At 49.3% G+C, this 13,701-nt stretch carries 6 protein-coding genes; 5 read left to right on the top strand and 1 reads right to left on the bottom strand.

Translation table 11 applies throughout. The features are described from left to right. Positions 1–2: 2 nt before the first annotated feature. Entirely contained in the window at positions 3–827 is an 825-nt protein-coding gene (locus AC5RDV_RS00905; RefSeq protein WP_008624270.1) for a peptidylprolyl isomerase, read from the bottom strand. A 130-nt stretch (positions 828–957) separates the two neighbouring features. Here AC5RDV_RS00905 and AC5RDV_RS00900 point away from each other — a divergent pair, with 130 nt between their 5' ends. From AC5RDV_RS00900 to AC5RDV_RS00880, 5 genes are all read left to right on the top strand, one after another. Then, a complete protein-coding gene (locus AC5RDV_RS00900; RefSeq protein ID WP_282747486.1) occupies positions 958–5,550 on the top strand; it encodes a translocation/assembly module TamB domain-containing protein in 4,593 nt (1,530 codons plus the stop codon). Next, positions 5,547–8,042, top strand: coding sequence for a translocation and assembly module lipoprotein TamL (gene tamL, locus AC5RDV_RS00895; RefSeq protein ID WP_282747487.1), 2,496 nt, complete (start codon positions 5,547–5,549; stop codon positions 8,040–8,042). Before AC5RDV_RS00900 ends, tamL begins: the two co-directional genes overlap by 4 nt. Positions 8,043–8,188: 146 nt before the next feature. Further along, positions 8,189–9,100 carry a glycosyltransferase family protein gene (locus AC5RDV_RS00890; protein ID WP_008618512.1) on the top strand — a complete coding sequence of 304 codons (912 nt, stop codon included), beginning with the start codon at positions 8,189–8,191 and terminating at the stop codon, positions 9,098–9,100. Between the two features lie 180 nt (positions 9,101–9,280). Then, complete coding sequence (locus AC5RDV_RS00885) at positions 9,281–10,366, top strand: tyrosine-type recombinase/integrase (protein ID WP_494222134.1); 1,086 nt, start codon at positions 9,281–9,283, stop codon at positions 10,364–10,366. Between the two features lie 206 nt (positions 10,367–10,572). Further along, entirely contained in the window at positions 10,573–13,614 is a 3,042-nt protein-coding gene (locus AC5RDV_RS00880) for a hypothetical protein (protein WP_282747490.1), read from the top strand. Positions 13,615–13,701 lie beyond the last annotated feature (87 nt).

The following is a 13,701-nucleotide window of genomic DNA, read 5'->3' as shown; positions in this document are numbered from 1 at the left end:
GGTTATTCCAATACCGTCACCTTGCGTACCACGACCTCCTGCAAAGGACGCTCTTTTGCCGTACGCACTTTTTCTATGGCCTCAGCCACTTGCAGCCCTTCCACCACCTCGCCGAACACGGTGTATTCTCCATCCAAATGGGGCGCACCGCCTACTGTGGTATAGGCCTGTTTCTGCGCCTCGTTAAACGGCACAGGCGGATGGGCAGCGACCTTTGCTTCCGCCTCATGCAACAAAGAGTCTTTCAGACTTTCCAGTTTTTCGGTTTCGCCACGACGGCGCATCAGGTACATTTCTTTGAGATGCCCTCGCGAAAGTTCCTCGTAAAGCGTATCCACCCGGCTTTGGTAAATGGCAGAATAAAGCTCCATCAACGAACTTGGCGTATAGGCCTTCCCCGTCACGATATAGAACTGTGTACCGCTGGAGGCCTTTTCGGGATTCACGTCATCCCCCATACGGGCTGCCGCCAATGCGCCTTTCTTATGAAAATGGTGCGGATAACGGATCTCCGCCGGAATCGTATAACGGTAGGCCGCAGTATCCACGGCCGGTTTCATTCCCCCGGGTTTGAGAGCCGGGTCTCCGGTCTGCACCATAAAGCCTCGTACGACACGATGAAACAAAATATTGTCGTACGCCCCTGCCCGGGCTAACTTGATGAAATTATCACGATGCTTGGGCGTATCGTTATACAACTTCACTTTCATGTCGCCCATAGAGGTTTCTATCAGTACTTCAGTCTCTTCCATTGCTTTCTTCTTTTGCGGACCGCAAGACATTACAGTCATGCAGCACGCGATATAAATCATACTTTTCAATTTCATGCAACCGACGGATGACGATTATTATCCTGCAAAAATAATGAATATGGGGAGTTTTTGTTTTATTTTAGTGAAAAAATATTCCCGAATTCAAAAAAAAGCCGTTCCTTTGTAGTACACTATAACTGAGATTATGAAAAAAAGAATCCTGAAATGGGTAATCGGCATTTTACTCACCCCCATCATACTATTCTTCATATCGGCTACACTGCTTTATCTTCCTCCCATACAAGATTTTGCCGTACGCAAGGCTACGGCCTATCTGTCCGAGACCACTGGCATGAAAGTGCATGTGGGCCGGTTGCGGTTGACCTTCCTTTTCAATATCGACTTGCAGGACGTACAGATAAAAGACGGGCAGGACGACAGCCTGTTGGACGTAGAACGCCTGAACGTGGATTTGAGTTTCGCGTCCCTGCTCCACGGGGAAATTGACGTGGAAGGCATCGAACTGACCCGTGCCGCAGTCAACACCAAATCCATGATTGCCGGGGTGGAAATCAAGGGTAGCATAGGACGCTTCTTTATAAACTCCCATGGTATAGAAATCCCACAGGAAATGGTGACGGTGAATACGGCCCTGCTTTCGGATGCCGACGTGGCCATCGCTCTGACCGATTCCACGACGGAAGATACGACCGCCAGTTCGCCAGTGAACTGGAAAATCTCCCTTGGGCAAGTGGATCTGGCACGCACCCGGGTACGGTTCAGCATGCCGGGCGACAGCATGACCGTTTCGGGCGGAATCCTTGCGGCGACCCTGCGGAACGGTCTCATAGACTTAGGACAAGCCCTGTACACAGTGGAAACTTTCGACTTGCAGGCCGATTCGCTATTCTACGACCTGCCATACGAGAAAACCGCAGAAGGCCTGGATGTCAACCATATTGCACTCGGGGACATTGGTTTGGGCATCGACAGTATCACATTCGACGGAAATACCTTAGGACTTTCATTGGCGTTACGCGAAACGCACATGAAAGAAAAAAGCGGTCTGGAAATCCGTTCGCTGACAGGGCACTTCAATATGGATTCTACTTCCCTGCATGTATCCGGACTGGTACTCCGCACCCCGGATTCTTACATCAGGACACAGGCTGACATGGACCTTGCCTCCGTAGCCGAACAGCCCCAAGGGAAAATGTCCGCCCGGCTTATGGGAGAACTGGGCAAACAGGACGTATTATTGTTTGCCGGAGGATTGCCCCCTGCCTTTGTCAAGGCTTATCCCAACTCCCCCATCATCTTACGGTTATCGGCCGACGGGAATCTGGATACGCTGAACCTCACGACCGCAGAAGCACGGTTGGCCGGCGCTTTCGAGCTGAAAGCCGACGGAAAGATGTTCCGGCTGACAGACTCCGTACGAAGGTCGGGCCACGTGAATCTGGCCCTGCGTACACGCAATCTCGATTTTGCGAGGGCATTGGCCGGAGAAGAGGCTCTGGAAGACATAGCCCTGCCCCCGATGCGACTGGACGGAAATGTGGGGTTGGACGGACAAAAATACACCGCCGACCTCCGTTTAAGGGAAGGAAAAGGAAGCGTGCAAGTAAAAGGAGGATTCGACGCAGCACGCATGGCCTACCAGGCGAAACTGGCCATAAAGGACCTGCAACTCCGTCATTTCTTACCCAAAGATTCCCTGTACGGCCTGTCCCTCACGGCATCTGCCAAGGGCGTCGGAACGGATTTCTTCAGCCGACATACCCGGATGCAGGCCGACATGACATTGGAAAGCCTGCAATACGGACAACTGCATCTCAGTGACATCAAACTGGATGCCGGATTGCAAAAAGGCAACGGTCACGTCGCGCTCGACAGCCATAACCCGCTATTGGATATGCGCTCCAGAATCGACGCGCTGCTAAGCCGACATAATACCGACCTGACTTTCAGTATGGATATGCGCAGCATCGACCTGTATGCCCTGCGCCTGACCGACAAACCGTTCAAGGCGGGTATGTGCCTGCACATGGACGGCAGTACGAACTTAAAAAACGCCCATACGGTACACGGAACCATATCGGACATATCCCTCATGATGCTAGATTCGGTATTCCGCCCCAAAGATTTGGCCATGAATGTGCTGGCTCTTCCGGACACCACGTATGCCGACATTTCGGCCGGCGACTTCAAACTGCATCTTGACGGACGCGACGGATACGAAACCCTGATGCAGAAAGGTGAAGAATTCATGGCCGTGGCCGACCAACAAATGCAACGCCGGCACCTGAACCAGGATTCACTCAAAATTTTCCTGCCACGCATGACACTCAATATGGAATCGGGGAAAAACAATCCCGTAGCCAACTATCTGACAGCCATGGGATATTCTCTCAACGAATTGAAGCTAAACCTGAACGCCGACCCTGAAATCGGCCTGAACGGAGGCGGCCATATTTACACGATGAATGCAGGAGGCATCTTACTGGATACGATACAGATGCACATCTTTCAGGATACGACCGGCGTAAAAATGGATGGACGGGTACGAAACGGCCCTAAGAACAAACAATTCGTATTCGAGTCCCGGCTGAATGCTTATCTGCACTCCACCGGAGCGGGAATCAATCTGATTTATTTGGATGACAAGCGTAAAAAAGGAGTGGATCTGGGACTGAGAGCCGACGTGCAAGACAATGGCATAAAGGTCGTGTTCTCACAAATTCATCCGATTATCGCCTATCGAAAATTCGATATCAACGAGGATAACTACATATTCCTGGGAAATGACAGACGGGTGGAAGCGGATGTGAATATGCTTGCCGACGACGGCACGGGAGCCAGGGTTTACTCGACGCCCAATCCGGAAGCCTTGCAAGACCTGTCTGTCAACCTGAACCATGTGAACCTAAAGGAACTGACTGCCGTCATTCCATACGCACCCCGTATCTCCGGATTAATGCAAACCGATGCCCACTTGATACAAACGGAGGAAAACCTGTCCGTCGTAGCAGACGTTTCAGTCGAAAACATGGCATACGAAGAAGCCCCTTTGGGAAACATCGGACTGGGACTGGTTTATCTGCCTAACAACGACGGGACACATTTCGTAGATGCACGTATCTCGCACAATGAAACAGAAGTACTTACGCTTTCAGGAGCTTACAAGGACAACGGCAAAAGCGGAACGATAGAGGCGGACTTGGACTTGGCTGAGTTCCCGCTGTCGTTGGCCAACGGTTTTGTCCCGGCCCAAATGGCAGCGTTAGGCGGAATGGCCGACGGCTGCATGAAGGTGAGCGGCCCGACCGACCGTCCCGTCGTAGAAGGATGGTTGGCCACCAAAGCCATGAAAATAACGTCGTCCGAATATAGTTTGAACCTGCGTCTGGAGGATGACACCATCAAAGTAAGGCAAAGCCACCTGAATTTAGACAAGCTGAACGTATATTCCACAGGAAAGAACCCGCTCGTGTTCGACGGAACAGTGGATTTCGCCAACTTCGATAATATCTTGCTCGACCTGAAAATGAATGCATCCAACTTCGAACTTATCAACGCCAAACGTACCCAACAGGCATCAGCCTACGGAAAAGTATACGTGGATGTCAATGCACGGATGGCCGGGAATCTGAAAAATATCAACATCAACGGACGCTTGGGGGTATTGGGAAGCACCGATGTGACATACGTGCTGAAAGACACGCCGCTTTCATCGGAAGACCGATTGAGCGGCCTGGTCACGTTCGTGGACTTCAGCGATACTACGACCGTGGCAACCCAGGAAGAAGTACAGCCCATGAACATGAACGTGATGATGCAAATCAGCATAGACCAGGGTACACAGGTACACTGCCTGCTAAGTGCCGACCGCTCCAAATACGTGGACCTGGAAGGTGGCGGCGAGCTGACCATGAACTATACTCCGCAGGGAGAACTGACGCTCACCGGACGTTATACGGTGCTGAACGGAGAAATGAAATACTCACTTCCGGTTATCCCTTTGAAGACATTCACCATCGCCTCGGGCAGTTATGTGGATTTCAACGGACCTATCCTGAATCCTACTTTGAACATCTCGGCATCCGAACGTATGCGTGCCACCGTAACGGAAAACGATACCCCACGCACCGTTTCCTTCGAAGTGGGGCTGTCCATCACGCGTACGTTGGAAAACATGGGCTTGGAATTCACCATCGCCGCCCCCGAAGACATGACCGTGCAGAACCAACTCGCAGCCATGTCGATAGAGGAGCGCGGGAAAGTGGCCGTCACCATGTTGGCCACCGGCATGTACTTGTTGGGGGATAATGAAAGCGGAGGGTTCTCCACGACCAATGCCCTGAATGCCCTGTTGCAAAGCGAAATCACCAACATTGCAGGCAAGGCTCTTGAAACCATAGACTTAAGCCTCGGCGTAGACCAAGAAACTACGGCCGAGGGGACGGAACGCACGGATTATTCATTCCGCTTTGCCAAACGCTTCTGGGGCAACCGCGTGAGCATCATCGTGGGCGGCAAAGTGTCTACGGGCGAGAATGTGGAAAATACCGGCCAGTCATTAATAGACAATGTATCGTTAGAATACCGCTTGGACAAGAGTGCCACTCGTTATGTCACCCTATTCTATGACAAGAGTTATGAATCTTTGTTGGAAGGCGAAATCACCGAAATGGGAGCCGGTCTCGTACTAAGACGCAAAATGACACGTTTAGGGGAACTGTTCATCTTCAAGAACAGAAAAAAGAATGAACCTCAACACGAAAAAGAGAAAAAATGATGAAGGCAAGACTGAAGATATATTGTGGCATTATCCTATGCTGCGGTTTGGCCGCAGGTTGCTCAACGACCAAGAACCTTCCCGAAGAAGAGGTTCTGTACACCGGTATCAAGGAAATAGACTATGGCCAAAAATCGAAAAAGAAAGCCAAGAAAAAGGCCAAACAAAAGGAGGAAGAGGGAGTCATTACCTCTCTTGCCGATGCTTACAAAGCGGTAGACGACTTACTCACACAAAGAGATTTGTCCGTGCTGAAACGGAAAGAGGAATTGACACAGGAGCAAAAGGATTCCATCGCCGCCGTGCAACGTATCGAAGAAGAGGCGTATGAAACGGCGAAGGAAGAAGTGGATGCGGCACTGGCTTACGCCCCCAACAACGCTCTTTTCGGAAGTTCGTCCTACCGTATTCCGTTCCCCACCGGACTGTGGATATACAACGCCTTGGTGGGTAAGAAGTCACGCTTCGCAAAATGGCTGTTCGACACATTTGCAGGTACTCCGGTTTTCATCAGCACCGTCAACCCGAAGACCCGTGCACTCGTGGCACAAAACACACTCCGGAACTACGGTTATTTCAACGGCACCGTGGATTATGAAATCCTACCGGAAAAGAACCCCAAAAAGGCCAAAATCAGCTATACCGTCAGACCGCGCAACTTGTTTCGCCTGGACTCCATAGCCTACCTTCGCTTTCCGGCTGTGGGCGACAGCCTGATACGGGAAACGTTCCGGCAACGTACCCTTTTCAGCGGTGATCCGTTCAGCGTAATCAATCTCGATGCCGAAAGAACACGTATTTATAACATGTTCCGTAATTCCGGTTATTTCTACTACAAACCGGAATACATCACCTATCGTGCCGATACCATACAGCGTCCGGGATTCGTACAACTGCAAGTCGTACCGGCCGACGGCATTCCCGCATCGGCCAACAAAAGGTATTACCTCGGTCGAACCACCGTCAACCTGTTCAACAATGAATCTTACGAACTGACCGACACGCTACGGTTTCGCGACTACACCTTATATTATAATGGAGGAAAGAAAGGAAAAATTCCCTTGCGCTTCGGTGCCCTACGACGCAACCTGTTCTATCGGAAAGGCATGCTCTACCGACAGGACATCATGAGCTTCGTACAACAGCAACTCTCCGAAATGAATGTGTTCAGCACGGTAAACCTGAAATACGTTCCGCGTGACACCACTGCGCTCAACGATACGCTCGACATCGAAATTACTGGAATCCTGGACAAACCTTACGATGGGGAGTTCACCACAAAGGTAACCTCTAAAAGCAACGGGCAGATTGGGCCGGGCCTCTCGTTCAGCATGTCCAAACGTAATGCTTTCCGGGGTGCTGAAAAATTGAAATTCGAAGTACACGGTTCATACGAATGGCAAACCAACTCTACCGTAAAAGGACGCAGTTCCGTCATCAACTCCTACGAATACGGTACTTCATTGTCATTGGACTATCCCCGACTGATATTTCCCGGGGCACGTAAGTTCTCCCGACGCGCCAAAACGAGCACCTCGTTCGTATTGGATGCTACATGGATGAACCGGGCCAACTATTTCGGCATGGTGTCTTTGAGCGCACGGGCAGCCTATACTTACCAAGCACGTCCTACCATCAAACACGAATTCGTCCCGTTCCGCTTGGATTACGACGAACTGTTGAGTACAACCGCTACTTTCGACTCTATCATGAACGTCAACCAGGCCCTCTACGTAAGCATGCGCGACCAGTTCGTGCCTTCCATGCGCTACACTTTCACTTACTCCAGTCCGCGCAGAGCACGTAATCCGCGTACTTTCATTTTTGAAGTGAAAGAAAGCGGAAACGTCACTTCCGGTATTTACGCTGCTTTCGGCAAACCGTTCAACCAAAAAGACAAGAAACTTTTCAACGTGCCTTTTGCACAGTATATCCGTTTCCTGGCCGAGTTCAGGGAAGAATTCCGACTTACTCCCCGCACAAGCATCGCCACGCGAGTGGGAACCGGCGTGATATTCAGTTACGGAAACTCTACCGCAGCTCCTTACAACGACCTCTTCAGCGTAGGTGGTGCCAACAGTATCCGTGCGTTCACCGTCCGAGGCGTGGGACCGGGTAGCTATATTCCGGGCGCGTCGGCCTATTCCTATATCGACCAGATGGGAGACTTCAAAATCGAAATGAACGCTGAGTATCGCTTCCCCATCGTTTCTATGCTTTCCGGAGCCGTATTCCTGGATGCTGGAAACGTTTGGCTTCTGGATGCAGACGTAAACCGCCCGGGAGGAACGTTCGACATTTCAAGATTCGGCAAGGACTTGGCTTTAGGCACCGGATTGGGTATTCGTTGCGACCTCGATTTCCTCGTATTGCGTTTCGATGTCGGAGTGGGACTTCACGCTCCTTACGACACAGGAAAGAGCGGCTATTACAACATGCCGAAATTCAAAGACAGTCTGGGATACCATTTTGCCGTAGGTTATCCGTTCTAAACTTACGGGATACCATATTAGGTACAACGTTTGCCTGCACACTCATATACCGCATAAAAAAAGGAAGAAGAAAGGACGGTTGTCTCAAATAAAAAAGCTACTTTTGCAATACAGAACGTAAATATTTAACTTTTAAACGAACGAATATGAAACCTACACTTTTCTTGTTGGCTGCCGGAATGGGCAGCCGTTATGGCGGTTTGAAACAATTGGACGGACTGGGTCCGAATGGCGAAACCATCATGGACTATTCTATCTATGATGCCATCCGTGCCGGTTTCGGCAAAATCGTCTTTGTCATCCGCAAAGACTTTGAAGAACAATTCCGCACACAAATCCTTTCAAAATACGAAGGAAAGATTCCGGCTGAGTTGGTATTCCAAAGTCTGGACGCGCTGCCCGAAGGTTTTACGTGCCCGGAAGGCCGTGTAAAGCCATGGGGTACGAACCATGCCGTATTGATGGGTAAAGATGTCATCAAAGAACCGTTCTGTGTCATCAACTGTGATGACTTCTACGGCCGCGACGCATTCGCCACCATCGGCAAGTTCCTGAGCGAATTGCCGGAAGGCTGCCAAAACACATACGCCATGGTGGGCTTCCGTTGCTGCAATACGCTCAGCGAAAACGGCTCCGTAGCACGTGGTGTCTGCATGTACGACGACCATCATCACTTGAAAGATGTGGTGGAACGTACGGAAATCATGCGTGTGGACGGTCCTATCTGCTACAAAGACGAAGAAGGCAAATGGATTCCGTTGGAAGAGAACGTACCGGTCAGCATGAACATGTGGGGCTTCACTCCCGACTACTTCCAGCATAGCGAAGAATATTTCAAAGAGTTCCTGAGTAATCCGAAGAACATGGAAAACCCGAAAGCCGAGTTCTTCATCCCGCTGATGGTGAATAAGCTCATCAACGAAGGTACCGCTACGGTAGAAGTGCTCGACACTACCAGCAAATGGTTCGGTGTAACATACGCTGCCGACCGTGAAGCCACAGTAGAAAAGATTGCCTCCTTAGTAGCAGCAGGAGAATATCCGGAAAAGCTGTTCTAAACAAGGCTCTTTTATTTCTTTACCTAAAAAAAGAATCCTTCTTGCATGGAGTTCATCCGGCAAGAAGGATTCTTTTTTCATATTGCCCGCCCTCCATCTGACTGTCACCTAAAGTCAGTCTGTTTTTTTCTGCAAGATAAAGTAAAAAACACAGTATTGTCTTACACAAAAAATCGTAAAATGAAGAAATCAACAATCTGTAAAAGCAAGAAAGCCGACTTCTTGTCTTTCATGCAAAATCAAATCCAAGAAAAAAAGATGCGTAACAAAATCAAAACATCAGCGAACTACCAATCAACCCTGCGTTCCTTTACACATTTCCTCCAAAACAAAGGCTACTGTCGCCCTATAAGCTTCGAATCTATCACCGAAGAATTAATCGCATCTTACGAGACCTACCTGCAACACGAACGTGGTATCACCAAAAACAGCAGTTCCTTTTATATCCGCACATTGCATGCGGCCTATAAAAAAGGAATTGCCATGCTCAATCTGAAACTTCGAGACCCCTTCGGCAACGTCTATACGGGAGTAGACAAAACCCGAAAACGGGCTGTAAACATCGATGTCATCATCAAACTCATGCAATATAAGAAGCTCAATAAAAGTATGGAATTCAGTCGCGATACATTTGTATTTTGCTTTTTCGCACAAGGTATGCCTTTCATAGACTTCGCCAAACTCAAAAAGGAAAATCTGCAAAACGGACGCCTCTCCTATTATCGGAGTAAAACCGGACGCCTGCTCTCTGTCAAGGTAGACAGAATCATGAGAACCATCATCAATAAATACGCCTCTCCCCAATCGGACTTTCTTTTCCCTGTGATGAAAACCACAGAATTCCGACAGTCCGTTTACGACTCAGCCTTACGGACATACAATCTCAATTTAAAAAAGCTATCCGAACTGTTAGGAGAAGAAGCCACGCTCACCTCTTACGTCCCGCGCCATTCATGGGCCTCGGAAGCCTTAAAGCTGCATATCCCGATGCACGTCATCAGCGAATCTATGGGGCATTCCAATGAAAAGACCACTTCCATCTATCTCACTTCACTGGACCACCGCAACATTGATGCTGCAACAAGAAAAATATTTGAAACGGCAAATAGAAGAAGTAAAATAAAGAAACGAATCAGGCAGCCTTCAACAAAAACTTCAACGCTCTCCTATTCAGCAATATATCCTCAATATTATTATTCCATCTCTATGCAAGAGGTGGATAAATCCGATGCAAATGTAGATAAAATACTTAAACCCACAAAATAATCGGTCTTTTTTTCACCGAAAAACAAACGATTTACTAAAAAAACACGAAAGAACAGATTTGGAAGATGGTTCTAAAGCACTATGACTCACATATAATAGACAGGCCTACATTCCCTTTTTCCACCTCTTGCATAGAGAGAGAAATGAATATGATTCTAAAAACAGGAAAGTAGAGAACATATATTTTTTAATTAATTTGTTTTATTATGAAGAAGAAGTTTATTAGTGTTGCGATGTTTTGCGCATTGATTGCCAGTACCCCGGTTTGGGTCGGCTGCTCAGATTACGATGACGACATTGCCAATCTACAATCGCAAGTAGACGCATTGAAACAAACGGTAGATGTTTCAACCGCAGAAGCCCTGAAAGCCTTGCAAGAAGCTCAAGCCGCCCTGCAGGAGGACATCAACGCACTGACAGCGGGCAAAGCCGACGCACAGGCCGTGAAGGACTTACAGGAAACCGTGGCTGCACTCCAAACAGCCATCACAGAGAACGACATCACCAAAATCGGTGAATTGAGTTCCCAGGTCAGCGAACTGGTCGCACAGGTAAATGGAATAGAAGGCGACTTGGATAAGACCCAAAGCGACCTTGAGAAACAAAAGACTGAGTTGGAAAGCAAAGTCAACAGCCTGCGTACCGATTTGGAGAAAGCCATTGCCGACAAAGCCGACCAAGCTACCGTGGACAGCATCAAGTCTGAATTGGATACGGCTGTAACGAACCTTACAGACGTAGAAAACCGTTTGGTGGAAGTGGAGAAATGGATTAAGAACAACGGACAGGAATTGGCTAAACTGACTGCAAACGTAAGCCAGATCAACAACCTGATAGCTAAAATCAGCGAAGAAGCGGCTACGACCATTTCCGACCCGGCCATCTTGGCAGCCATCAAGGCATTGCCCACCACGGTAAGTTCGCTTACCACCCTGCAACAACAAATCGGCAAGGAAACGGAAGCCGGAAGCATCCTCTACCGTCTGGCCGCCCTTGAAGAATGGAAGAACACTATCGTGACCGAATTACTGACCGGCACGGGATACAGCAGCTTTGCCGACATTTGCCAAGACATCAAAGAGCTGCAAGAAGCATTGACGGGCAGCGGCAGCGAAACTCCGGGCGTAGACCCGAGCGACCCGGGCTTGGTTGAACAATTCAACGCACTGAAAGCCGAAATGGCCAAGTTCGACATGATTCAAAGCGTGGTGTACATCCCGAACCTTACTTCTACCGAAGAAGGAGGCTATTTGTTGAAGTCTTCCGTGCTGAAAGTGTACAACGAAAAGCTCACGACAGCGGACAAATACGAGACGGTGGCACAAGGCATAGCATCCAACAAAATCCAATTCCGCGTGTCTCCGGCCTCTAAAGCCAACGACTTCATAGGAGAAAACGCCAAATATACCTTGACTTTCGACGGCTCGCTAATCAGCAAGAAAAGCTTCTCTAAAGTGAAGACGGCAGGAGCCCCCGTTTTAGTCGACGCAGAATCCGGCATCATCGAATACTCCGTAGAGACAGAAATTGGCGAGAATGAGATTTGGGCCGTTTGCGCCGTCATTAAGGCCGTAGACCCACAACCTGCCGAAGGAGAAGAAAGCACGGGAAGCGCAAAGGACAACACGGACCTGACCACGACCTATTTCAAGGCAACGAGAGTGACGGACAAGGTGAAAACCATTGAAATCACGAACGACAACAGTTCCGCAACGAGCTTGCCTTACATGAATCCGGATGGCAGCAACAGCATGTTGGACTACAGCAAGAACCGCAAAGTCGTAGGTAAGGCTGAAGATGGTTCCGTAATCGTGGAAGACATGGTAGGAGAATACGGCGTTCCGACTACGATTTCCTACGAACTGTCCACGTTGACGAACGATGACAAGAGCGACGACAACTGGTTCAAGATCGAAAACGGCCAACTTACATTGCCGAATGCATCGAATGCCATGATCGGACGTAAAGTCACTGTCACCCCCGTGGCCGACTTCGGTTCGTTCCAACTCAAGGCTCCGGCATACAAAGAAGTGACCATCGCACGCCGCGTTGTAGAGCATGACGTACAGGAAACCAAGGAACTGACATGGAACAAGGACATCCAGTTCATTGCCCTGAGCAGCGACGAAATGGACGAAATCATCAAAGCGACCGAACTGTCACGCGGTGACTTCATGGAGCTTATCGATGAAAACGAACCGGCAGACTTGGCCAAGTTGTGCCTGATGACCGGTAAAGACATCTTGGAAAAAATGTCTGCAGCAACCGACAAGGTAGCAAACGACAACACGCTGTACATCGTCGTTCCTGCCCAAATGAATACCGGTGAAGCCAAGAAACTCGATATCACATTGAAGGAACAAAACAGCAGTACCACGCAGACCGACTCTTACATCATCCATGTAAACGTCAGCAAGATGCAGTATCCTGTCACTGTAATCGAGAAGAACCCGACCCGTTGGACAGAAGACGGTCAGACCATCGAATACAGACCGCAGATTGAATGGGCTGACGGCACAACCGACAAGGTGGAAAGCGTGGGCAACACGTTCAATGCCGAAGACTTGTTCGCCGACTATGCCGCATTGAGCCAACAGGCCGCCGACCTCGGCTTCACCCTCGTCATCAAAGCCAAGGGACTCACAAATACTGACGGTGTCAGCTACAACTCTGCCACCAGGGCACTTACTTACGACAAGACCCAATATAACGGCAAAGTCGTTGAATTTGAAATCTATTTGGACTACAACGGTACAAAGATTGGCGCAACCAACTGTAAGATCAGCGTACAGGCATTGAGCGGAACATGGACGAACCCGACTCAGATGGCCATGAGCGTCACCGACTTGTCTAAGACTTATGACGTGGCCGAAGGCGCCAAATGGGTTGATGTCGCCGGACGCACTATATGGGAAAACGGTGCCAAGGTGAAGACCGGCCAAGACGATAAAGGCAACTGGTTGTCCGACTTCAGCAAGGATCCGTTTTCGACAGCTGTATATGGCATGACTGCCCCGTCATTCCATGTCATCGACCCGAAGACCGGAGCGGCCATTGCCGACCAATATGTCAACGTAAACAGCTCTACCGGTGAAGTTTCGTTCACGGACGATGCTAAACAAGCGTCTTTCGCCACGGCTTATACGGTAACCATCCGTATCAGTGCCGATTCTCCGTGGGGCGCAATCACGAACATGCCGGACGACCATGTAGACATGACGTTCACCATTGCACAAGGTGCAAAATAATGACAAAAAGAGAAAGTAATCTCATAAAAAGCCTTGCCCGTCCGTTTTCTCTCCATCTACGGACGAAGTAAGGAAGGTTGGTCAGAG

Source organism: Paraprevotella sp. (assembly GCF_986071375.1).
This window is presented reverse-complemented; position numbering and strand designations above follow the sequence as displayed.

Bases quoted from the DNA above. Each gene is read 5' to 3' on its own strand.
- AC5RDV_RS00905 (WP_008624270.1), bottom strand. From the start codon at position 827: ATGAAATTGAAAAGTATGATTTATATCGCGTGCTGCATGACTGTAATG.
- AC5RDV_RS00900 (WP_282747486.1), top strand. From the start codon at position 958: ATGAAAAAAAGAATCCTGAAATGGGTAATCGGCATTTTACTCACCCCC.
- AC5RDV_RS00885 (WP_494222134.1), top strand. From the start codon at position 9,281: ATGAAGAAATCAACAATCTGTAAAAGCAAGAAAGCCGACTTCTTGTCT.
- tamL (WP_282747487.1), top strand. From the start codon at position 5,547: ATGATGAAGGCAAGACTGAAGATATATTGTGGCATTATCCTATGCTGC.
- AC5RDV_RS00880 (WP_282747490.1), top strand. From the start codon at position 10,573: ATGAAGAAGAAGTTTATTAGTGTTGCGATGTTTTGCGCATTGATTGCC.
- AC5RDV_RS00890 (WP_008618512.1), top strand. From the start codon at position 8,189: ATGAAACCTACACTTTTCTTGTTGGCTGCCGGAATGGGCAGCCGTTAT.